This is a genomic window from Bradyrhizobium sp. Kon37 (assembly GCF_055807535.1).
This window is the reverse complement of the sequence record NZ_JBVVOY010000006.1, coordinates 224923-247490: the sequence shown is the minus strand read 5'-3', so window position 1 is coordinate 247490 and position 22568 is coordinate 224923. Positions and strand designations below refer to the sequence as shown.

Genomic DNA, 22568 nt, shown 5'->3' with positions numbered 1-22568 from the left:
AACTTCCTGATCGGCGCGCGATCGCCAGTTGGAAGGCAGAAAAACAAGTAGTCGAAGATGGATCAGACGACGTTGCAGGTCGTTCGCGCCGTGGAAGCCGGCGCAACGACGATAAAGGGTGTCATTGACGCGACCGGCTTGTCCCGCCTCAAGATCGAGCGCGCATTGAACGCACTCGAGAAGCAGCGGCTGGTCGTTCGCGATGGCCAGGGTTTCAGGGCAGCCGGTCGAACTGCGCCGCCGCCCACTCGGCAATGCGGCTCGTGCAATGCCTGCTGCGACATTCTCGAAGTGGCCGCCGTCGACAAGCCGGTGAACCAGCTGTGCAAGCATTGGCAGGCCGGCATGGGTTGCACCATCTACGAGCGCCGTCCCCAGATGTGCCGTTCATTCGTCTGCGCCTGGCTGCAAGGCCATCTCGACGACGACTGGTTTCCGGCGAAGTCGGGCATCATCGTGCATTTCAGCCAGGACGCCGTGAACGTGACGGTCGATGACCATTGCCCCGATCGCTGGCGCGAGGAGCCCTATTTCAGCAAGCTCGCCGAATGGTCGCTGAACGGCATCAAGCGAACCGGAAATCGCGGCTACGCGACGCTCGTCGTCTCCGGCGCCGACCGGTTCCTGCTGCTCGGGCGCACCGTCGTTCCTGAGCCGACGCTGTTCGGCACCGCGTTCCTGCCGCTCACCGCCGACACCTTCCGATTCTGGCGGGCGAAATCCCCGGAGCATCTGCAGCGGCTGCACGAGCGCATCGCCGAAATCGAGCGGATCAGGCAGGAATTCGGCTCCTGCGCCATCCCCGAGAACGAGGACGACGATCCACAAGCCCCCTATCGGCCCGCACTTCTACGGCAATCGAATCACGCCTGAACTCCGCCGTGGGCAACAACGCATGATTTCCGTCGTGGCGCTCGACGCGCCGCGGCCGGGTTGATAAGCCCCTGTCCGCGAATGATGGGACTTGAGTCGGGCATGACGGTTGCGATCGAGATGGGGCAGACCACGGCGGGCGCCGCGGCGGCCATGGACCTCGAGGAACTGCTGGCGACCCGCCTCCTGGTGCAGGGCAATTCGGGCTCCGGAAAATCACATCTGCTGCGGCGGTTGCTGGAGCAGAGCGCGCCCTGGGTGCAGCAGGCCATCATCGATCCCGAAGGTGATTTCGTCTCCCTGGCGGAGCATTTCGGCCATCTCGTGATCGAGGCCGAGGATCACACCGAGCGCGGCCTTCAGGTCGCCGGCGAGCGCGCGCGGCTGCATCGCGTCTCCACCGTGCTCAATCTCGAAGGGCTCGACGCCGAGAACCAGATGCGCCGCGCCGCGGCCTTCCTTGGCGGACTCTTCGACGTCGGCCGCGACCATTGGTATCCGATGCTGGTGGTAGTGGACGAGGCGCAGCTGTTTGCGCCTGCGGTCGCGGGGGAAGTCTCGGACGAAGCGCGAAAGCTTTCGCTCGGCGCGATGACCAATCTGATGTGCCGCGGCCGCAAGCGCGGGCTTGCCGGGATCATCGCGACCCAGCGGCTGGCGAAGCTCGCCAAGAACGTCGCGGCGGAAGCGTCCAACTTCCTGATGGGCCGCACCTTCCTCGACATCGACATGGCGCGCGCCGCCGACCTGCTCGGCATGGAGCGGCGGCAGGCCGAATCCTTTCGCGATCTCGAACGCGGACAATTCATGGCGCTCGGCCCCGCACTGTCGCGACGCCCCCTGCGTTTGAACATCGGCGCGACCGAAACCCAGCCGCGCAATTCCACGCCGCGGCTGATGCCGATGCCCGAAGCCGCACTCGAGAATATGCGCGCTGTGATCCTGGCCGCGCCGCCGCCGGATGCCAGCCGGCCGCAGCGCCGGCCCGCGCCCGATCTGCTCGAGCAGCTCCGCGCCGCGAAGGCTGCGGCACCGGAGATCGGGCCCGAAATGATCGAGGCTCCGGTCAGTGCCGAGGAGCTCGCGGAACGGCGCGAGCGCGTGGATCGGACCCTTCGTGCCGTGCTCGCCGCGCCCGATGCCGGCTTCCGCGCGGTCGGCGTGCTGTACCAGGAGTTCGTGGTCCGCTGCCGCATCGAGGGCCTCGGCTCGGCAGTGCCCGACCTCACCGAATTCCGCCGCATGCTGACACGTGCACGCGCCGGGCTCGGCGCCGAGCATGCCGAGGACGACGCCTGGCAGGATGTGTCGCTGCGCGCCTCGATCCTGCCCGAGGACATGCAGGGCGTGTTCATGATGATCGCGCGCGCGGCGAAAGAAGGCTGGCCGTGTCCCGGCGACGCCGCCATCGCCCGCGCCTACGGCTCGCATTCGCTGCGCCGGGCGCAGCGCCTGCTCGGCTACATGGAAGAGCAGGGCCTGATCGTCTGCCAGCTCGACGGCGCCGGCCGCCGGTTCGTGACGCTGGTGGAGCTCGCCTGGGCCACCGCGCCGGGCGATCCCAATGCCGACGATCTGCCGGCGGAGCAGGTCGCGAGCGCGGCTTCGGCCTAGAACGCTCCCGCCACAGTCACGCGGAACGTCAGCGGCTCGACCGGGTGCAGCACGGTGTCCATCACGCCGTTCTGGCAGACCGCGGCGGGCGCGGTGCCTGAGGTACATAGGGCGTAGAGCGTGTCGGTTTTCAGCAGCGACCCATAGGCGTAGGTGACCTGGTTCGCCTGCATGTTGAAGAGATTGAGCACGTCGAGCTGAAGGCGCCAGCCATTGTCGATGCGATAGCCGAGGCGTCCGTTGAAGTTGCTGGTCGCAGACGAACGGAACGCATTGTCTTCCGTCAGTGGGCTCGACGCAAGATAGCGCCAGCGCAAGCCCCCGAACCAGCCGGTCTTCTCGCCGAGCGTGATGCCAGCTGATGCCACCATCGCCGGCGCGTTCGGGATGTAATTGCCGGGCGCGTTGCCGGCCTGCGCCTCGGGATAGCCGGTGAGCGAGGCGTAGACCTCGGCCTGAGCGCTGTCATATCCACGGAAGCGCGCATGGGTCATCGCAAGATCGGCGTCGATCTCGATCCATGGTTGCGGGCGGTAATGGTTGGTCCACTCAAAGCCGTAGCGACGGCTGGCGCGGGTCGCCGAGGTGTCGCCGGCATCGCCCGAAAATAGAATCTCGGAATCCTGGTCGAGGATGAAGAGGCTGAGCGAGGTGTCGAGACCGGGGACGATCCTGCTGCGAACGCCGATCTCCGCGCCTCTGGTCCGCACCAGCAGCGGCGACGGCGTCAGCCTTGTCGCGGGATCGCTCGGGTCTTCGGTCGTGGTCGCGCCGCGCGCGTCGTTCGAATGCATGCCGTAGCCGGCCCCGAGAAAGAATTCGGTCTGGTTGAACGGACCGAGCACCATCCTGAACTTCGGGCTGCCGAGCGCGGCATCGGCGCGACCGGAATTATTTTCGTTGAACAGGGATGCGACATCAGCGGCATAGTAGTCGCCCCGCAAGCTAATTGTGGTCCGGAGCCAATCGGTCCAGCGCACGGTGTTTTCGGCAAATGCACCGACGCTGCCCTCGCCGACCTTGTCGCTGCGGATGTTGGAGACGAAGCCGCGCCGAAAATTATTGGTCAGCGCCAGATCGATCGAATCATGGCGCGATTGCAGGCCAATCGTGGTCTGCATCGGCAGCCCCGCAAACGAGCCGTCCAGCGTGCGCGAGATGTTGGCGCCGGCCATCAGGCGGTCATCGTGCTGGTGGAACTGGTCGCCAAGCACGGGATCGCCAAGGAAATAGGTGAAGTTGTTGAAGAGGTCGAGTTGGCTCTTCACCACATAGGCGTTGGCTTTCCAAGACCCCACATCGTCACTCTGCGCGATGCGGGCGGAGAGCGCGAAGCGATTGGTGTTGCCGCCGTCGCTTGGATCCTCCGAGCCGAACCGGTCGAGCAGGCCACGCGCGATCGCTCGCTGCGGCACCTGATCAGTCGAATTCCATTTGTTCGCATAGGCCATGCCGGTGACGGATACGCCATCCGTCGCGGTACCCTGGCTGTAGCGAACGAGACCGTTGAGCTTGCGGACATTGTCGGGATTGTCCCACGGCCCATTATAGGTGCCGATCTCGCCGGCGACGAGCAGCGAGCCGTCGCCAACCTTCGTTGAGTCCATGCCAAGCAGGCGGCGATAACCAAAGCTGCCGGCGCTCACCTGCGCGAGCCCCTTGGTGCGGTCGATCAGGCCGATGTGAACGCTACCGACCGAAGCGAAATCGCCCTCGTCGGCGAAATATGGCCCCTTGCGTACGTCGATCGCGGCGATGGTCTCCGGGATCAGCCAATTCAAGTCCGCATAACCCTGGCCATGCGCGTGTGTGCGCATGTTGACGGGCACGCCGTCCACGGCGATGGCGAGATCGGTGCCGTGATCGAGATTGTAGCCGCGTAGAAAATACTGGTTGGCTTTGCCTTCGCCGGAATGCTGGGTCACGATCAACCCCGGCACAGCTTCGAGCGCCTCACCGGGCCGGGTGAAAGGGCGCGCGTTGATGTCCTCGCCGGAGACGGTGATCTCGCTTGCCATGCCGGGCGGGCCTTTTGCGCCCGAGGCGACGCTGGACGCTCGCGTGGCTGTCGGGTCAGCAACGATGCGGTCGTTGGACTGGACCGGCATGCTGGACCGTCGAGCTGCGGCCGGTTTCTTGTGAGGTTTCGTCTCGCCGCCGCTGACCTGGACCGGCGGCAGCTCGCGCGATGTGCCTGCGTTCTGCGCGAAGGCTTCGCCGCCATCTGCGAGCAGCACCAAGACCGAAAATGCCGTCAGCGCGCCGCAGCGTCGGTCGGACTCAGACCGTCTCGGTGGCATCGGCGCATTGCAGCAATTTTGGCGTGGCCGCTCGGTGGAGCGCAAACATGCGCCGATAGAGCACGACCGAGACGAGCCAGGCGATCACGAACAGCGCGACCACGGCGAAGCCGACATTGGCGAGCGAGTCGTTGAGCGCGTCAACCAACGCCCACACGCCGCCGGACAGGCCGAGCCGGTCCGCGATCAGCCCGAGCGCCTCGATGCCGCCGATCAACAGCGCCACCGCCACCGAAGCCCCTGTGATCGTGAGGTTGTACCAGAGCTTTCGCAGCGGATCGACGAAGGCCCAGCGATAGGCGCTCACCATCAGCGCGGAGTCGGCGGTATCGACCAGCGCCATGCCCGATGCGAACAGCGCGGGGAAAACGAGAACATCGGCAAACGAAGCGCCGCGCGCGGCTTCGCTGGCGGAGATGCTGAGCAGGCCGATTTCGGTTGCGGTGTCGAAGCCGAGCCCGAACAGGAAGCCGAGCGGATACATGTGCCAGGGTTTTGTCACCAGGCGGAACATCGGGCCGAACAGCCGCGCCAGGAGGCCGCGATTGGCAAGCAGGGCATCGAGGCCCTCGGCGTCGTGAATGCCCTGCTCCCGCGCGGCGCGAAACGTCCGCCACAAGCCGGCGAAGATGACGAGATTGATGGCCGCGATCACCAGCAAGAACAGCGCAGACACCGACGTGCCGATGAAGCCGCCGATCTCCTTGAGCAGGCTGTCGCCACCGAGGCTGACGACGCCGAGCGCGAGCAGCATGGTCGCGACCACAACGATCGTGGAATGGCCGAGCGCGAAATAGAGACCGACGCTGCGCGGCGCGCCACCTGCCTGCATCTGCTTGCGCACGACATTGTCGATGGCCGCGATGTGGTCGGCATCGACGGCGTGGCGCAGGCCGAACACCCAGGCGAGCAGCGCGGTCGCCATCACCGTCGGCCGGTCACCAAACGCCGCGAACGTCCAGACCCACGCCGCGATGTTGGCCCCAATCAGCCCGCCGAACAGCAGCACCATTCCGGGCTCGACCGCCCGCAAGGACCATCTCGTCACGACAATCATTCCGTCCGCTGCACGCCCATCGCACGAGCGGTATGATCTTTTCATAAGATGGTCATACTGACCAGTGCAATCCCGGCGGGGCGGCACGGCTTTGCAGCAGTGCTTGCGGCATCCCTCCAGACGCCATCAGGCCGAGAGCTAGGCAGCCTCAGACCCGCCGAGATAAGCATCGCGGATGCGGGGATCGTCCTTCAGCGCGCGGGCGGAGCCGGAGAGAACGATCTTGCCGGTCTGCAGCACATAGGCCTCGTGCGCGATTTCGAGCGCGAGGCTGGCGTTCTGCTCGACCATGAAAACCGACACGCCCTCCTGGTTGATGGTGCGGATCAGCTCCAGCACGCGGTCCACGTAAAGCGGCGACAGGCCCATGGTCGGCTCGTCCATCACGATCATCCTGGGACGGCTCATCAGCGCGCGCGCCATCGCGACCATCTGCTGCTCGCCGCCGGAGAGCGAGCCGGCGCGCTGCGACAGCCGCTGGCCGAGCTTCGGGAACAGCGTGAGCATCTTGTCGAGATCCTGCGCGATCGCCTCACGGTCGTCGCGCACGAACGCCCCCATCAGGATGTTCTCGCGCACGCTCATGTCCGCGAACAGGCGCCGTGCCTCCGGCACCGAGGCGATGCCGCGGCGGACGATCTGCGGCGTTGTCAGTCCGAGCAGCGAGGCACCGTCGAAAGTCACCTCGCCCGAGCGCGGCTTCACCAGGCCTAAAATGATCTTCATCGTCGTCGATTTTCCGCTGGCATTGCCGCCGAGCAGGCAGACGACGTGGCCGCGCGGCACGGATATCGACAGGTCGAAATGCACCTGGGCCTGGCCGTAGAAGGTATTGACGTCGGTGAGCGCGAGCAGCGCATCGGGAGGCGAGTTCGTCATGCCGCGCTCTCCTGCTTCGTCGCCAGGCCGTGGCCGAGATAGGCCTCGATCACCTTGGGATCGCCGCGCACCTGTTCACCCGCGCCTTCCGCGATCTTCTTGCCCTCGTCCATGACGATGACGCGGTCGGAGAGGCGCATCACCATTTCGAGCTTGTGCTCGATCAGCAAGATCGTCAGCCCTTCGGCCTTCAGCTCGGCGACGAGCCCTTGCATCTCCGTGGTTTCGGTCGGGTTCATGCCGGCGGTCGGCTCGTCCAGCAGCAGCAGACGCGGCTTCAGCGCGAGCGCACGCGCGATCTCGACGCGGCGCCGGTTGGCGTAGGAGAGGCTGTAGGCCGGCTGGTCGATGCGTGGCAGCAGCCGCTCGCCGAAGCGCGCGAGAATGACCGTCACCTCCTCGCGCAAGCGCTCCTCCTCTGCCCTGACGCTGGCGGGGCGCAGCAACGCCAACCCCAATTCCAGCAATGGCCCGATCACCGGCACGGCCGGCTTGACCGCACGAAGCCGCGTGTGGGCACCGATCAACACGTTATCCATCACGCTGAGATTGCCGAAGACGCGGCCGAGCTGGAACGTGCGCGCGATGCCTTCGGCGGCGAGCCGCTCCGGCGAGAGACCCGTGACGTCCAGTCCCTCGAAGCGAACCGTCCCGGCGTCCGGCCGGTCAAGCCCGGTCACGAGATTGAACAATGTCGTCTTGCCGGCCCCGTTCGGGCCGATGATGCTGACGAGTTCGCCTTTGGCGAGATCGAGATCGATGGCGTCAACGGCGGTGAGGCCGCCGAAACGCCGCGTCAGCCCGCGCAGGGACAGCATGGTCGTGCTCATCACATCGTCCCTAACAAGCCTTGCGGTCTGAACCGCACCAGCAGCAGCAGCACGATGCCGTAGATCAGGATGCGGTACTCCGCCGCGATGCGGAACACTTCCGGAAGGCCGACCAGCGCGACCGCTCCGACGATGGCGCCGACGACATTGCCGAGGCCGCCGAGGATCACCACGGTCAGCGCCAAGATCGATTGTTGCGTGTTGAAGGTCTCGTGGTTGATGTAAGAATAGAGATGCGCGGCGATGCCGCCGCTAATGCCGGCGGCAAAGCCACCGAAGATGAAGGCCAGCGATTTGTAGCGATTCAGGCTGAGCCCATAGGCGCGCGCGGCGATGTCGTCGTCGCGGATGGCGCGAAAGCTGCGGCCGAGATGCGAGCCGAGCAGGCGTCCCTGCAGCAGCGCCAGCACGACCATCACGATGAAGCTGAACCAGTAGATTGAAATCGGGCTTACCAGCTCATAGCCGAAGAGCGACAGCGGCGGGATGCCGGAGATGCCGATCGGCCCGCGCGTGACGCTCTCCCAGTTCAGGATCACCAGCGAGACGATCTCGCCGATCGCGAGCGTCGCAATTGACACATAGTGGCCGCGCAGCCGGAACGACGGCGAGATCAGCGCCGTGCCCAGCGCAGCACTCATCAGACCGCCGCCGATGATGGCAAGGACGACCGGGACGGCGAAATTGAGCGACAGCAGCGCGGAGGTATAGGCCCCGATCGCGAGCAGCGCGGCGTGTCCCAGCGAGACCTGACCGATCGTGCCTGCAACCAGGGTGAGGCTCAGCGCGAGCATGCCGAGCAGCCAGGCGTTGATCAGGGTCTGGAGCACGTAAAACGACACCGGCAACAGCGGCAGGATCGCGAAGACGGCGGCAGCGATCAGCAGAGCCCAGCGCGGAATGCGCACCGGCCGGCTCGGCGCGATGAAGGTGCCGGTGAGCGGTTCGGGCGGCGCCTGCCGTGCGCTGGCGAACAGGCCGTTTGGCCGCAGCACGAGCACGACGACCAGCAGCAGGAACGCGAACAGATTACGGTAGCTGGTGCCGAACACAGCGACACCGTAGCTCTCGACCAGTCCGAGCAGCAGGCTGCCGATCACCGCACCCGGCACGTTGCCGGCACCGCCGACGACTTCGGCGACGACGCCCTTGAGCGTCGCCTGCAGGCTCATCGCGGTGTCGATCTGGTTGTAGTACATGCCGACCAGCAGGCCGGAGACGCCGCCAAGCGCAGCCGCAATGCCGAACACCGCCTGATTGACGCGATTGACGTCGACGCCCATCTGCATCGCGGCATCGCGATCCTGCGCGGTGGCACGCACGGCCCAACCGAGCTTGCTGTAGCGCAGGAACACGAACAGCAGCAACGCGCTGGTGAGGCCGACACCGGCGATGAGCAGATCCAGCGGCCCGATCGTGCCGCCGCCGATCTGGAAGCGGACATCCGGCAACTGGCTCGGCAGCGCGCGCGGATTGGGCGAGAAGGTCAGCATCACGAGCTGATCGAGCACGAAGCTGATGCCGATGGTCGCCAGCAGCGGCGCGATGCGCACCGAGTTCTGCAGCGGACGCAGCCCGAACCGTTCGATGATCAAGCCCACCAGCGCCGCCGCCACCGCGACCACGATGATGGTGAGCGGCAGCGGCGTATGCAGCTGCACCACCGCGACCCAGCCGATATAGGCGCCGACGAGGTAGATCGAGCCTTGCGCAAAGTTGATCAGCCGGCTGACGCCGAAGATCAGCGCGAGCCCGACCGCAACGAGGGCGTAGACGTTACCGACGATCAGCCCGTTGATCGTGTAGTCGAGCCAGGAAGACACGCAGAAAATCCCCTCAGGTCGGCTTGCCGTCCCAGAGCGCGAACTGACCCTTGCGCACGACGAGCTCGGCGTTCATGGCGCCCTTGACGCGCCGGCTCTCGACGTCGAACGTCGCCTTGCCGAAGATCACGCTCGAGACATCCTTCACTTTCGTAAAGGCGTCGCGGATCGCGCGCCGGTCGGTGCCGCCAATCTTGACGACGGCGGCCGCCATATTCATCGCGTCGTAGGCGTAGGCGTTGAACGCGTCGGGCTCCACCCCGTTGTACTTCTTCTTGAAGCCCGCGATGAATTTCTGCACCTCGGGGCGCGGGTCTTCCGGGAAGTAGCGCGTGCCGACATGGACGTCCTCGACGGCCTCGCCGCCGAGCTCCAGGAATTTCGGTGAGTAGACCGAGCTCGCGGCGCAGATCACCTGCTTCAGCCCGACCTGGCGCGCCTGGCGCGCGATCAGCGCACCGTCGGAATAATAGGAGATCAGGATCAACCCGTCCGGATTGGCGTCGCGGACTCGCACCAGCGTGGAGCGGAAGTCGCGCTCCTCCGCGATGTAGCCTTCGGTGACGGCGATTTCGGCGCCGTGCTCTTTCGCGGCCTTGACGAAATAGTCACGGCTGGTGCGGCCCCAATCGGTGTTGAGGTGCAGCACGGCGAGCTTCTTCAGGCCGAGACGCTTCACGGCATAGGCCGCCAGCAGCGGCTGCTCGTCGGCCTGGCTGACCGAGGTGCTCCACATGAAGTCGCCGCCCTTGGTGAAATCCGGATGCGAATTGGTGAATCCGAACTGCACCAGCCCGCCGCGCTGATAGATCGGCGAGGCCGCCATCGAGGCGGGGCTGGAGAAATCGCCGAGCTCCATGACGATCCTGGGATCGGAGACGAACTTCTGGGCAATCGCCACCGACTGGCGCGGGTCGCTCTGGCTGTCCTCGAAACTATAAGCGAGCTTGCGGCCGTTGATCCCGCCCGCTGCCTGGATCTCGTCGAGCGCGAGATCAAAGCCCTGCTTCCACTGCGTGCCATATTGTGCGTTCGGCCCGGTCAGCGGACCGCTGACGCCCAGCAAAATCGGCTCGGACGATTGCGCAAGCGCGGCGCGCGAGAAGGCTGCTCCCGCCATCATGGCGGCAAGCGAGCCCTTGACCAGGGTACGACGATCGATGTTGCTCATGGACGGCTCCATCCTGTCAGGTGTTGAAACAACCAGCAATTTCCATGCCGGTGAGATCAGCTATTTCGAGGGCTCGCCGAGCGACAGCATCAGCCGGTTCGCCCAGTTAAAGAACGACGCGCCGTTGATGACGTCGACGATCTCCGCATCGTCGAGACCCGCGCGGCGCAGCTCATCGATATTGTCGGGGCCGAACGCGATCGGCGTCGCGGCCAGCGCCACCGAGGCTTTGACGACCGCATTCCAGCGCTCGCCGAGATCGGCGCCAACGCCTTCGTCGAGCAGGCGCTGCACATCGTCGCGGCGCTTGGAATAAGTGCTGGCGAAACGCGCATGCACGGAGGCGCAGTAGATGCAGCCGTTGTAGCGCGAGGTCGCAGCGGCCGCGAGTTCGCGCTCGGCGCGCGGCAGGCCGTCGGCAACGTTGTAGAAGATGTCCTTGTCGGTCTTGGTGCGAGCTTCCAGCACCTCGGGATCGCGCACCAGCAGGCGGAAATACTCGGACTTGGAACGGGAGCGGTCGACGAGGCCGGCGAAATGCCGCTCGGTCAGCTCAGTCTCGGGCAGCGGATCGATCCACGACACCCAGCCCAGTTCATCCTGGGTGAAGACGACGGGCGGATTGACATTGTTTGCAGCGCTCATGATGCAGCCTCCTTACGCGCCGGCCGCGGCGTTCGCGGTGCGCCCGAGCGAGGCACCGAGCACGCGCAGTCCGGTGACGACGCGCACCTGGAACGACAGGAACGCAACGAGCTGGGAAAACGTGACGATGCCGGTGTTCGACCAGCCGGCGGCGAGCAATGCCTTCATGTCGGCTGCAGCCGCATCTCGCGGGCGGAATACCAGTAGATGCGCATGCTCGAGCGCCGCAACGAGCCGGTGCCCGAGATCGGGCTTGCGCTCCGCGCTGACGCGATAGATCAGGCCGGCCTTGTTTTCGAGCGACAGCGGGCCGGCTGGAAACGCACCGTAGGGGCCCGAGGTCTCGCCCCGCGCGATTTCGACATCGACCGCTTCGACCAGGCGCGCGCCATCGGCGGTCGCAGCTAACTTCGCCCGGTAGAAGCCGGCCATCGTGGGCTCGCGGTGAAGGCCGATCACGAACAGCGCAACCGCGGCGCGCTCCACCAGCGAGACATCGCCGGCGTCGATCGGCTCGAACAGCGAGAGATAGCTCTTCTGCGCGTTGTCGCGCGCCTGCACGCGCTTGGCGCGAATGCCGTCCAGAGCCGAACCCGGTTCGATCCCGGCGAGCGTGTCGATGATATCCTTCGTAGCCATCATTCAGCCTCTTGCAGCCTCGTGCAACGCGATTGCGTTCATTCCGACTAACCCGCCAGCGCCACGTCGGGCGCCGTCCGCGCCCAGCCCAGCGCCGGCGCGACCTTCTCCGCGACCAGCTCGATCGAGCGCAGGATATGGGGATGCGGGGCATCGACCGAATGCGCCTGGAAGACGAGATCGGTCACCCGCTCCAGCGTGGCGTCGGCGCGGAGCGAAGCGATGACGTCGTCGGCCGCGCCGACATGGGTGTCGAACGCCGCGATCATCTCCTCGAGCGTCTCGCCCGGCTTGGCGTGGCCGCCCTTGAGGAATTGCGGCAGCGCGCGCCGCAGCCCGATATCGGCAAGGCGCATCGCCTCGGCGCGGTCGTCGGCGACGAAGATTGTGCGCGAGGCCATGATGCGGGGTTCGCGTCCCGGCGGCAGTGCTTCAAGGTAGGCATCGATCACCGGATTCTGAATCTCGGCCAGCGTTGCCTTCGGCGCCTCCTTGGGTCGAGGCTGGGTGCGCGACAGCAACAGGCCATCGCCCGCCTTGCCGGCACGCGCGCCGCCCGCCACAGAGAATGTCGCCTGCCAGATCCGGTTGTCCAGTTGCGGCCGCTGCGGATAGAGCGTGTCGCCACCGTCGAGCGGCTTGCCTACCAGCGCCGTGCGGACGATTTCCAGATTGCGCGCAAAGATCTCGTTGCGCTGGGCGCTGTCGAGGCCGAAGGCGGCAAAGGCCGAGGGATTGCCGCCGGTGCCGACACCGAGCTCGAAGCGACCGTTGCAGAGCAGGTCGAGCACCGCGGCGTCTTCCGCCACCCTCACCGCATTCTCCAGCGGTAAGGTGACGATGCCGGTGCCGAGCCGGATGCGCGAGGTCTGCGCTGCGACGTAACCGAGGAAGGTGAAGGGCGACGGCAGGCCGCCCTCGCGCTCGTGGAAATGGTGCTGCGCGATCCACGCGGAATCGAGGCCCGCCTTCTCGGCGCGCACGATCTGCTCGGCCGCGAAGCGATATCGGTCGGCGGGCGGGGCCTCGTCGAGAAGCCGCGTGAAAAACCCCAGGCGTTTCAGGTTTGCTAAGCGTTTCATACGAGCCCTGTCGGACGAGGATGGGTCCCGATGATGTCGGTTGCCGCAGCTCCAGACAAGCGGGCATTGCGCAGGGCTCGTACGCAAGCCTGCCCGCCGAGATCGCCTGAGCTGAGCTTTGGCTGGGCAGACTGCCTACCAGCTCGGCAGTACCGCGCCCTTGAACTTGGTCAGGACGAACTCCTTGACCTCCGCGGTGTGATAGCTGTCCACCAGGATCTTGACCCAGGGCTTGTCCTTGTCGACCGTGCGAACGGCGATGAGATTGACGTAGGGACCCTTCGGGTCCTCGCGCAGGATCGGATCTTTAACGGGATCGAGGCCCGCCTGGGTTGCATAATTGGTGTTGATCGCGGCGGCGTCGACATCGTCGAGCGCGCGCGGCGCCTGCGCCGCGTCGACCTCGATGAACTTCAGCTTCTTGGGATTCTCGGCGATATCGAGCACCGTCGGCTTGAAGCCCGTGCCGTCCTTCAGCTTGATCGCGCCCTTGTCGCGCAGCAGCAGCAGCACGCGGCCGCCATTGGTCGGATCGTTCGGGATCGAGATCTTGCCGCCCTCGGGAATGTCGGCGAAGGACTTGTGCTTCTTGGAATAGACACCGATCGGGAAATTCACGGTCAGGCCGACGGCTTCGATCTTGTAGCCACGGTCCGCCTTCTGGTTGTCCAGATAAGGCTGATTCTGGAACGAATTGGCCTGGATCTCGCCGGCATCGAGCGCGGCGTTCGGCACGACGTAGTCGGAGAATTCGATGAGCTGGATGTCGAGACCCTGCTTGGCGGCGATCGGCTTCACGGCCTCGAAGATCTGGGCGTGCGGCCCCGGCGTCACGCCGATCTTGATGGTCTCGCCTGAAGCGGCGGCCGACCAGGCGGCGAGCGCGGTGGCAAGGATCAGGGGAAGGCGAAACGACATCTTGGTCTCCATGGCTTGGCAATGATTGGAACCGTATTCGCTTCTCCGCGGGGCGAAATCAATGAAATGGAAATCCATATTGGCCTGCTAGCGCGGACGACGCTTCTCCACTCGACCGCATGTGGGGAACGAATGCACCCGCGCAAGCGTGAGGCGCATCACGGCAAAACAGCACGGATCGTTGCCCCTAGCCCGATGGAGCGAAGCGCAATCCAGGGCGCAGCCTGCCGCGGGTGGACTTATCCTGGTTGCGGTCGGCTCCATCCGGGCTTCGGACCTCTCCCCGCACATTCGTCATTTCGCCGCAGGGTTTTCTCACCCTGTCGGCATTGCCGCCTCGCCCATGATGAAACATGATGGGCTTTGGCCGGTGACGACTTGTCTGTGAAGTGGGGATCATCCGATGAACGAGAACGAAATCCGCAAGTCCATCGCTGAGGTAAAGCAGGGCAAGCTGTCGCGACGCTCGTTCATGCAGACGATGGCTGCGATCGGGATCGCAGCGCCGGTCGCGAGCCAGATCCTGGTTTGGAACGACGTGGCGATGGCGGATGCCACGCTGCCCTACAAGCCGACCAAGGCCGGTGGCGGCGGCCCGCTCAAGATCCTGCTCTGGCAGGCCCCGACGCTGCTCAATCCGCATTTCGCGCTCGGCACCAAGGACCAGATCGCCTCGCGCGTCTTCTTCGAGCCTCTCGCCGGCTGGGACAAGGAGGGCAACCTCGTCCCCTGCCTCGCGGCCGAGGCTCCGTCCAAGCAGAACGGCGGCCTTTCGCCGGACGGCCTGAGCGTGACCTGGAAACTGAAACAGGGCGTGAGATGGCATGACGGCAAGCCCTTCACCGCCGATGACGTCGTCTTCACTTGGCAATACGCCTCGGATCTCGCCACGGCGGCGTACACCACCGGTTCCTACAAGGACATCACGGTCGAGAAGATCGACGACCACACCGTCAAGGTGCTCTTCAAGGCCCCGACCCCGTTCTGGGCCGACCCGTTCGTCGGTTCGGTCGGTCCGATCCTGCCGAAACATCATTTCGGCGACTATGTCGGCGCGAAATCGCGCGAAGCGCCCGGCAATCTGAAGCCGGTCGGCACCGGTCCCTACAAATTCGTCGAGTTCAAACCAGGTGATCTGATCCGGGCCGAACGCAATCCCGACTATCACGTCAAGAACCAGCCGCATTTCGACACGCTCGAAATCAAGGGCGGGGGCGATGCGGTGTCCGCGGCGCGCGCCGTGCTCCAGACCGGTGAATACGACTATGCCTGGAACATGCAGGTGGAGGAGGAGGTCCTCAAGCGCATGGAGGCCAGCGGCAAGGGCAAGCTCGACGTCACGCCTTCCGGCAACGTCGAGTTCATCATCCTCAACACGACTGACCCGTGGACCGAGGTGGATGGCGAGCGCTCCAGCCCCAAGACCAAGCACCCGACGCTGTCTGATCCCGCCGTTCGTCGCGCGATCAACCTGCTGATCGACCGCGACTCGATCCAGAAGTTCATCTACGGGCGCGGCGGCGCCGCCACCGCGAGCTTCGTCAACGCACCCAAGCAGTTCAAGTCGCCGAAGCTGAAATACGAGTTCGACGTCGACAAGGCCAACAAGGTCCTGGATGAAGCCGGATGGGCCAAGGGCGCGGACGGCCTCCGCGAGAAGGACGGCAAGAAGCTCAAATTCGTCTTTCAGACCTCGACCAATGCGCCGCGTCAGAAGACGCAGGCCATCATCAAGCAGGCCTGCCAGAAGGCCGGCATCGAGATCGAGATCAAGGCGGTCACTGCATCGGTGTTCTTCTCGTCCGACGTCGGCAATCCCGACACCTACTCGAAGTTCTATGCGGACATGGAGATGTACAACACCACGCAACCGCAGCCCGACCCGGAGCGCTTCCTGAACCAGTGCGTCTCTTGGGAAATTTCCAACAAGGACAACAAATGGCTCGGCCGCAACGTCTCGCGCTGGTCCGATCCAGAGGCCGACAAGGCCTACAAGGCGGCACAGAAGGAGCTCGATCCCGTCAAGCGCGCCGCGTTGCTGATCAAGGTCGACGAAACCTTTTGCGAGGCCAACGTGTTCCTGCCGCTTCTATCCCGCAACATCGTCAACGCAGGGGTCAACAACCTCATGGTCGACATGTCGGGATGGGACGTCACGACTTGGAATCTGGCGAGTTGGTACCGCAGCTGACGCCTTGCAAATTCAATCCTTGCTGGCTCAATCCCTGCCGGCGAATTGACGGTCGAGATTTGACGCCGTGTCGGCGCTTCTCAGCCGTTTCATCAGCTCATCCCTCTCCTTGCCGTCGGGCAACGATTCGGCCTTTTCACGGATGGTCCTGGTGAACTCCGCAAGCCGCTCTTGAAGAGTGGTGGTTTGCTGAACGCGACGCCGCCTGAGCACGATCGGGTCTCCATGTCATGGCACCATGCGGTGCCTTTCTGGATGGCCAATGATAAGAGCGGGCGCAGCCATATCTATATCAAATGATATAGCTCAAGCCGTTTGGTACCGACGCGTTTTGTTCACATGTGAACAGTCGGAGCCTTCAGCTGACGGTTCGGAACGAAAAGGACGGCTGTTTCATTGACACTGCGAGACAGCACGGACGCGCCATGGGCAAGATATTGATCAGCACCGCCGTCGTGAGCCTGGCGCTCATCATTGCCTTCGCGGTCTTTGTCATAACTCTGTGAATTGCCGACAGCAGAAGCCAATGATGGTGTGGATCGGAAATCACCCGCGCGCGCAGCAATCCACCAGCAGGTCCCAGATCCGCTGCGCCTCGCCCGATGCGCGGGTCTCCAACCCCTTCTCCGGGGTGGACTGCGAATAGCCCGCCAACGGGGGCGCTTCGCGCGGCACAATCCATCTCTGGGAGATCGGATCGTACCATTTTCCGATAATCGTTTCAGTCACGCCGCTCGACTCACCGATATGATCCTGAGCGGAGCCACGGCTCACGGGCTTCGTCGAATCCCATTCACCGCGCCTCGCCCATTTTACAAATCGGCTTCTTGCCTGATCGTTCCTGCCGCGGCTCAGCCAGGCCGCGCCGGATGAAGCGTACGGGGATGCCGCTCGTGCAGCAGCCGCGCGAGCTCTTCCCGCTCCGCAGGCCGTCCCTTCATGGCGGTCTCGAACAGCGCTTCCTGGATATCGCGCGGCATGTCGCCCCACACGTCCATCGCCGCCCGTCCGAGCAGGCTCGCAAGATGATCCGCACCATCGCTCATTCGGCTCTCCTGATCTGGTCACAGAAATGGAACAGCTGCGGCTGTGCGGCGTTCCAGTTCCATCATTGTGAAAGGAGACGTCGTTTATGGGATTCTTCACCAAGGACATCAAATCGATGGAAGACCTGCTGCTGCACGGGCTGCAGGACATCTACTACGCGGAACAGCAGATCCTGAAGTCGCTACCGAAGATGATCGACAAGGCGACAAACAGGGACCTCGTCACCGGACTGAAAGCTCATCTGGAAGAGACCAACAAGCAGGTCGACAGGCTCGGCAAGGTGTTCGCGAAGCTCGGCAAGGAGCCCAGCGGGACACACTGTCCCGCCATCGACGGCATCATCAAGGAGGCCGATGAGACCGCGGGCGAGATCGAGGACAAGGCCGTGCTCGACGCCGCGATCGTGGCCAACGCACAAGCCGTCGAGCATTATGAAATGTGCCGCTACGGCACGCTGATCGCATGGGCGGAGGAGCTGGGGCACGACGACATCGTGCGCTTCCTCACGACGAACCTGAACGAAGAGAAGGCCGCCAACACCAAGCTGAACACGGTGGCGCTTCGCAAGGGCGTCAATGCCAAGGCGTCCAGCGCGGCTTGATCGAGACGTACTAAGCGTGGCGGCCCTGCTCGCAGGGCTGCCACTTTCTCATCGCACGTGCGGTCAGATGAACGGCTTGCCGCCGGTGACCGCAAGGGTCGCTCCCGATGTGTAGCTCGAGAGCGGATCGGCGAGCATGACATAGGCGGTCGCGAGTTCGGCCGGCTGGCCGGCCCGTTGCATCGGCACCTGCTTGCCGAAATTCTTGACCTTCTCCTCCGGCATCGTCGACGGAATCAGCGGCGTCCAGATCGGCCCTGGAGCGACCGCGTTGACTCGAATGCCCTTCGCCGCCAGCATCTGGGCGAGCCCACCCGTAAAGTTCTGAATGGCGCCCTTGGTCGTGGCATAGGCCAGCAGGGTCGGATTCGGCATGTCGGAGTTCACCGACGCGGTGTTGATGATCGCCGCTCCCGGGCGCATGTGGGGCACCGCAGCTTTGGTGAGATAGAACATGGCGTGGATGTTGGTCTCGAACGTCCGCTGCCATTCCTCGTCGCTGATATCGGCGATCTCCTTGAACGTGTCCTGATGCGCCGCGTTGTTGACGAGGATGTCTATTGCGCCGAACGCCTCGACGGCGCGGGCGATGATCGCGCGGCAATGATCGGGATTGCGGATGTCGCCGGGGATCAGGACGACCTTGCGTCCTTCGCGCTCCACCAGCGCCTTGACCTCGGCGGCATCCTCGTCCTCATTCAAATAGGCGATGACGATGTCCGCACCTTCCCGGGCATAGGCGATCGCGACCGCGCGGCCGATGCCACTGTCGCCTCCCGTGATGATCGCCTTCTTTCCCGCGAGGCGCCCGGCGCCTTTATAACTCTCCTCGCCGTGATCCGGTCGGGGGTTCATCGCGCGGGTCGAACCGGGCATTGATTGCTGCTGGGACGGATAAGGCGGCTTTGGATATTCGGTCATGGAGTGGCTCCAGGGATTTGCTCCGCTAACGGAAAGCTTTCAAATGCGTTCCTCGCGGTTCCATCAAGCCTCGTGGCCAAGCCGCACCATGATGTCGTTCGGCAACAGGGCTGCGCCGTCGGCGGCGCCCAATCGCCATAGGCTCTCGCCCGCAACCAACGCCGGCATGGACAGTTCGCGGTCGGCGAAATTGGCGACAATCTGCAAGATCTCCCCCTCCTCCGTCCGCCAACGGGCATCCAGGCCGCCCTTACGCTGGTCCTCCCCCAGCAACTTGCAATGAGCCGACACGAAACCCCGTTTGATCAGCGGCACGATCTTCTCGCGCCGTATCTTCAGCAATTTAGTCGTCAGACCACGAAACCTGGCGCTGGCGGGAGAGCGGTCGATGCCGGTCCAGTCGAGCTTCGATGCTGCGAAGGTTTCTTCATCGCACGGATCCGGAATCCTGGCGCGCATGTCGGGCGTCGAGAATGCCTTGAAGTGCGCGAACTCCTTGCGCCGCCCTTCCCGCGTCAGCTCGGCGGCTTCACCGGACCAGTCGGCGAAGAACAGGAATGGCGTCTCGGCCGCGGCTTCCTCACCCATGAACAACATCGGAATGTGCGGATTCAAGAGAACCAGCGCCATGGCCTGGGCCAGTTTCTCCGGGCCGACCAGCGCGGAAAGCCGCTCCCCGAACGCGCGGTTGCCGATCTGGTCGTGGTTCTGGGCGAAGAAGATGGTCGCCTCGGGCGGCAGATGCGCGCTCGGCTCGCCGCGCGGTTCGTCATGCAGCGGAAAGACTTCGCCTTGGTAGGCAAAGCCCTCGGTGAGCGCTCGCGCGAGATGTTCAAGCGGCCTGTCTGCGAAGGCGCGATAATAGCCTTCGTCCTCGCCCGTCAGCAGGACGTGGAGCGCGTTGTGAAAATCATCGCCCCATTGCGCATCATAGAGCCGGGTTCGCCCTTGCGCCCGGTCGAGCAGGCGAGCCTGGTTGGCCTCGTTCTCCAGCATCAGATGCACGCGCCGGCCCGGCAGCTGACTGCGAACCGTCTCGGCAAGCTCGATCAGGAAATGGCGGTCGGAATCGTCCTTGAGCGCGTGAACGGCGTCGAGCCGCAAGCCGTCGAACCCGTAGTCGCGCAGCCACATCAGCGCGTTCTCGATCAGGAACTCGCGCACGAACGCGCCGTCGTGTCCCTCGAGGTTGACGGCAGGGCCCCACCCGGTGCTATGGCGCGGGGTGAAGAAGCTTTCCGCATAGAGATGCAGGTAGTTCAGCTGTGGCCCGAAATGGTTATAGACCACATCGAGATAGACCATGATGTCGAGGGCATGCGCCGCGCGTAACAGCCGCTTGAGGTCTTCCGGCCTGCCGTAGCGTGCATTTGGCGCATTCAGCAGCACGCCGTCATAGCCCCAATTGTGCCGGCCGGGGACGTCATTGAGCGGCATCAACTCGATCGCAGTGATGCCGAGATCGCGCAGATAGGGCAGCTTCTTCTCGACGCCGGCATAGCTGCCTTCCTCGCTGAAGGTGCCGACATGCAGTTCGTAGATCACGGCCTCCGCCCAGGGGCGGCCGGGATATAGCACCGAATCCCGGAACACCGTGGTGTCGATCACCTCGCTCGGCGCCCCGACGTCGTCGGGCTGGAAGAACGAGGCGGGATCGGGAACGACGAGATCCTCGTTGATCCTGAACTGATAGCGCGTGCCGACATGCGCGGTGGGACTCAACGACTGGTACCAGCCATCCTCGTCGCGCGTCATCCGGAGTGGCGGGCGGCCGGCTTCGAGCAATTCGACCGATTGCGCCGTCGGCGCCCAGAGATTGAAGCAGATCCCGTGATCGAGGCATCGAGGACCGTGGTGTCGCGCTTGCCCGGCCATTCCCAATCTGTGACTCAAAACTGGCCGCCTTTGCGTGCATGGCTGGAAGTTACGACACGCTTCGCGAGGCTCGATTTTACGATCGCTTAAGCATGCTCAGGACGTGAGAAGCCGGGATGCGGGCATTCGTTCCTCAGGCGAGCGCCGCACCCGGCGCACACGCTCTGTGTGCACTTTTGAACCGAGGACGAAAAAAGTCTGTTCGGTGGCGAAAGTTAGGAACGTTTGTTGCGGCGCGGAATTCAGGAATTGCGCTCCGTTGGGGAAGCGCAATTGGAATTCTAGAGATGGTTGGCAGAGGCCAGTGGTGTCCCTCGGGCCGGGCGGCGTGACGCATGCGGATCCTTTTCGCGACGCCCGAAGTATCAGACTTCATTCAAGTGGGTGGACTTGCCGCCGTCTCGGCGGCTCTCCCGCGCGCCTTGCGCGACTTTGCCGACGTTCGCGTCATCATCCCCGGCTACCCGGCTGTCCTGCGCGGATTACAAGACCTTACGACCGTCGGACGATGCCAACCTTTCGCGGCCCTTCCGGCCTTTGCCGTCGATCTCGGGCATACCGCCGACGGCATGACCTATTACGTCGTCCGATGCCCGGCGCTCTACGAACGAGACGGTACGCCCTATGCCGATGGCCGCGGAGCTGATTGGGGCGACAACAATGTCCGGTTCGCGACCTTCTCTTATGCCGCTGCGCAGGTTGCGAGAGGATTGGTCGACAAGGATTGGGCCGCCGATCTCGTCCATGCCAATGACTGGCAATGTGCATTGATCCCCGGCTATCTGGAATGGCACTACGCGCACATTCCAACTGTGTTCACGATCCACAATCTGGCCTATCAAGGCGTCTTCGACCGCAGCTCGCTCGCGCCGCTGGGGATTCCCGAGGCGAGCTTCAATATCGACGGCGTGGAATTCTACAATCGCCTGTCCTTCATCAAGGCGGGCCTGGTCTACGCTTCCCACCTGACGACCGTCAGCCAGACCTATGCCCGCGAGATCACCACGGCCGAGTTCGGCTGCGGTCTCGAAGGGCTGTTGCGGCAACGGGCCGATCGCAACCAGCTTTCCGGCATTCTAAATGGAATCGACGAGAGCTGGGATCCGCGCACCTGCTCCTCGCTGTTCCAGCCGTTCGGCGCCGGTGACTGGGCCGAACGATCATTGAACGCCGACGATGTCAGGGAACAGTTCGGGCTGGCGGTCTCGAGAGGCCCCCTGTTCGCGCTCGTGGCGCGCCTGGTGCACCAGAAGGGCGTCGACCTCGTGATCGAGAGTGCGCAAGCGATCGTCGATGCGGGCGGCCAGATTGTCGTGACAGGCAAGGGCGAAACGCGGTTCGAGGAGGCGCTGCTGCAGGCGCAGGTGCGCGCGCCGCGCTCGATCGCCGTGAAGATCGGCTTCGACGACGCCGAGGCACGAAAGATCTTCGCCGGCAGCGACTTTACCCTGATGCCGTCGCGCTTCGAACCCTGCGGGCTGAGCCAGATGTACGCCCAGCGCTTCGGCTCCCTGCCAATCGGCCATCGCACCGGCGGCCTCGCCGAGACGATCGTGGACGGCGAGACGGGCTTCCTGTTCGACCGTGCGTCAGCCCCCGGCTTCCTTGGAAGCCTTTGCCGGGCCTTTTCCACCTTCGGCATGAAGGACCGACTCGATCACATGCGCCGCGCGGCCATGGCACAGGCCTTCAGTTGGACCCAGTCGGCCAAGTCCTACGCAGCGATCTACAAATCTTCGATCTAGACGGGCGACTGCAAGGCAAGCAGGGAACGGAATCACTTGGGGGACGGTTGCAACTCTACACAGGAGTTTTCGCCATGCGCCGCCCGAAGCCACAACCAATCCGTAACAAGCTCGACCTTGCCGACCGTACTCAGGTGCGCCTTGTCAGAAAGCGTCTTGGATTGTCCGACGCGGAGCTGACCAGCATCGTCGAGCGGACCGGCAACTCGATTGCGGCCATCAGCAAGGAGGCGGCGCTGCAAAGGGCAACCACGTTGCCAAAGCTGGACGATGTGCCTCCTGTCGCAGTCATCGCCTCTGCGGCGGTTGGCGAGCAGGCGACGCGGAAGTGACGGCAACTGCACCCAATTCTTGAAG

The 22568-nt window shown here is 64.2% G+C and carries 20 protein-coding genes; 6 read left to right on the top strand and 14 right to left on the bottom strand.

Annotated elements, in window-relative coordinates; translation table 11 throughout:
- The first annotated feature begins 57 nt into the window (after nucleotides 1-57).
- Nucleotides 58-873 carry a YkgJ family cysteine cluster protein gene (locus AC0L3J_RS16110; protein WP_473347645.1) on the top strand — a complete coding sequence of 272 codons (816 nt, stop codon included), beginning with the start codon at nucleotides 58-60 and terminating at the stop codon, nucleotides 871-873.
- Nucleotides 874-975: 102 nt separating this feature from the next.
- Nucleotides 976-2487, top strand: a complete 1512-nt coding sequence (locus tag AC0L3J_RS16105) for a helicase HerA domain-containing protein (RefSeq protein WP_473347644.1) — start codon at nucleotides 976-978, stop codon at nucleotides 2485-2487.
- On the opposite strand, the gene AC0L3J_RS16100 is transcribed toward AC0L3J_RS16105, so the two are convergent.
- The 10 genes from AC0L3J_RS16100 to AC0L3J_RS16055 all read right to left on the bottom strand — a co-directional run bounded on the left by AC0L3J_RS16100 (nucleotide 2484) and on the right by AC0L3J_RS16055 (nucleotide 13843).
- Nucleotides 2484-4787: a TonB-dependent receptor gene (locus AC0L3J_RS16100; protein ID WP_473347643.1), complete on the bottom strand. Its 2304-nt coding sequence runs from the start codon at nucleotides 4785-4787 to the stop codon at nucleotides 2484-2486. The two genes, AC0L3J_RS16105 and AC0L3J_RS16100, sit on opposite strands and share 4 nt — an antisense overlap.
- Nucleotides 4768-5799: a HoxN/HupN/NixA family nickel/cobalt transporter gene (locus AC0L3J_RS16095; protein ID WP_473347656.1), complete on the bottom strand. Its 1032-nt coding sequence runs from the start codon at nucleotides 5797-5799 to the stop codon at nucleotides 4768-4770. The genes AC0L3J_RS16100 and AC0L3J_RS16095 overlap by 20 nt, the downstream gene beginning before the upstream one ends.
- Nucleotides 5800-5982: 183 nt before the next feature.
- Nucleotides 5983-6723: an ABC transporter ATP-binding protein gene (locus AC0L3J_RS16090; protein WP_473347642.1), complete on the bottom strand. Its 741-nt coding sequence runs from the start codon at nucleotides 6721-6723 to the stop codon at nucleotides 5983-5985.
- Nucleotides 6720-7553 (bottom strand): ABC transporter ATP-binding protein, encoded by an 834-nt coding sequence (locus AC0L3J_RS16085; RefSeq protein WP_473347641.1) that lies wholly within the window; start codon nucleotides 7551-7553, stop codon nucleotides 6720-6722. The genes AC0L3J_RS16090 and AC0L3J_RS16085 overlap by 4 nt, the downstream gene beginning before the upstream one ends.
- Nucleotides 7553-9376, bottom strand: coding sequence for an ABC transporter permease (locus AC0L3J_RS16080; RefSeq protein WP_473347640.1), 1824 nt, complete (start codon nucleotides 9374-9376; stop codon nucleotides 7553-7555). The genes AC0L3J_RS16085 and AC0L3J_RS16080 overlap by 1 nt, the downstream gene beginning before the upstream one ends.
- 13 nt (nucleotides 9377-9389) lie before the next feature.
- Nucleotides 9390-10547 (bottom strand): ABC transporter substrate-binding protein, encoded by a 1158-nt coding sequence (locus tag AC0L3J_RS16075; RefSeq protein ID WP_473347639.1) that lies wholly within the window; start codon nucleotides 10545-10547, stop codon nucleotides 9390-9392.
- Between the two features lie 60 nt (nucleotides 10548-10607).
- The gene (locus AC0L3J_RS16070; RefSeq protein WP_027570464.1) at nucleotides 10608-11192 is read right to left on the bottom strand and encodes an alkylhydroperoxidase domain protein; all 585 of its coding nucleotides are present in this window, start codon (nucleotides 11190-11192) and stop codon (nucleotides 10608-10610) included.
- Between the two features lie 12 nt (nucleotides 11193-11204).
- Nucleotides 11205-11831, bottom strand: coding sequence for a CMD domain protein (locus AC0L3J_RS16065; protein ID WP_473347655.1), 627 nt, complete (start codon nucleotides 11829-11831; stop codon nucleotides 11205-11207).
- A gap of 47 nt (nucleotides 11832-11878) precedes the next feature.
- Nucleotides 11879-12913, bottom strand: coding sequence for a putative FMN-dependent luciferase-like monooxygenase (locus tag AC0L3J_RS16060; protein WP_473347638.1), 1035 nt, complete (start codon nucleotides 12911-12913; stop codon nucleotides 11879-11881).
- Between the two features lie 135 nt (nucleotides 12914-13048).
- Nucleotides 13049-13843 (bottom strand): MetQ/NlpA family ABC transporter substrate-binding protein, encoded by a 795-nt coding sequence (locus AC0L3J_RS16055; protein ID WP_473347637.1) that lies wholly within the window; start codon nucleotides 13841-13843, stop codon nucleotides 13049-13051.
- Between the two features lie 391 nt (nucleotides 13844-14234).
- On the opposite strand from AC0L3J_RS16055, the gene AC0L3J_RS16050 reads away from it, so the two are divergent.
- A complete protein-coding gene (locus tag AC0L3J_RS16050) occupies nucleotides 14235-16022 on the top strand; it encodes a peptide ABC transporter substrate-binding protein (RefSeq protein ID WP_473347636.1) in 1788 nt (595 codons plus the stop codon).
- A gap of 546 nt (nucleotides 16023-16568) precedes the next feature.
- Here the strand turns inward: AC0L3J_RS16050 and AC0L3J_RS16045 are convergent.
- Both AC0L3J_RS16045 and AC0L3J_RS16040 read right to left on the bottom strand, forming a co-directional pair.
- On the bottom strand, nucleotides 16569-16751 hold the full coding sequence (locus AC0L3J_RS16045; protein WP_473347635.1) for a hypothetical protein: 183 nt from the start codon (nucleotides 16749-16751) through the stop codon (nucleotides 16569-16571).
- A gap of 122 nt (nucleotides 16752-16873) precedes the next feature.
- Nucleotides 16874-17068 (bottom strand): hypothetical protein, encoded by a 195-nt coding sequence (locus tag AC0L3J_RS16040; RefSeq protein WP_027519884.1) that lies wholly within the window; start codon nucleotides 17066-17068, stop codon nucleotides 16874-16876.
- An 86-nt stretch (nucleotides 17069-17154) separates the two neighbouring features.
- Here AC0L3J_RS16040 and AC0L3J_RS16035 point away from each other — a divergent pair, with 86 nt between their 5' ends.
- On the top strand, nucleotides 17155-17670 hold the full coding sequence (locus AC0L3J_RS16035; RefSeq protein ID WP_027519885.1) for a YciE/YciF ferroxidase family protein: 516 nt from the start codon (nucleotides 17155-17157) through the stop codon (nucleotides 17668-17670).
- A gap of 63 nt (nucleotides 17671-17733) precedes the next feature.
- Here AC0L3J_RS16035 and AC0L3J_RS16030 read toward each other — a convergent pair whose 3' ends face one another.
- Nucleotides 17734-18591 (bottom strand): SDR family oxidoreductase, encoded by an 858-nt coding sequence (locus tag AC0L3J_RS16030; RefSeq protein WP_473347634.1) that lies wholly within the window; start codon nucleotides 18589-18591, stop codon nucleotides 17734-17736.
- Nucleotides 18592-18654: 63 nt separating this feature from the next.
- Nucleotides 18655-20466, bottom strand: a complete 1812-nt coding sequence (treZ, locus tag AC0L3J_RS16025) for a malto-oligosyltrehalose trehalohydrolase (RefSeq protein WP_473347633.1) — start codon at nucleotides 20464-20466, stop codon at nucleotides 18655-18657.
- Between the two features lie 335 nt (nucleotides 20467-20801).
- On the opposite strand from treZ, the gene glgA reads away from it, so the two are divergent.
- Nucleotides 20802-22211: a glycogen synthase GlgA gene (gene glgA, locus AC0L3J_RS16020; protein ID WP_473347632.1), complete on the top strand. Its 1410-nt coding sequence runs from the start codon at nucleotides 20802-20804 to the stop codon at nucleotides 22209-22211.
- A 74-nt stretch (nucleotides 22212-22285) separates the two neighbouring features.
- Nucleotides 22286-22543 (top strand): hypothetical protein, encoded by a 258-nt coding sequence (locus AC0L3J_RS16015; RefSeq protein WP_473347631.1) that lies wholly within the window; start codon nucleotides 22286-22288, stop codon nucleotides 22541-22543.
- Nucleotides 22544-22568 lie beyond the last annotated feature (25 nt).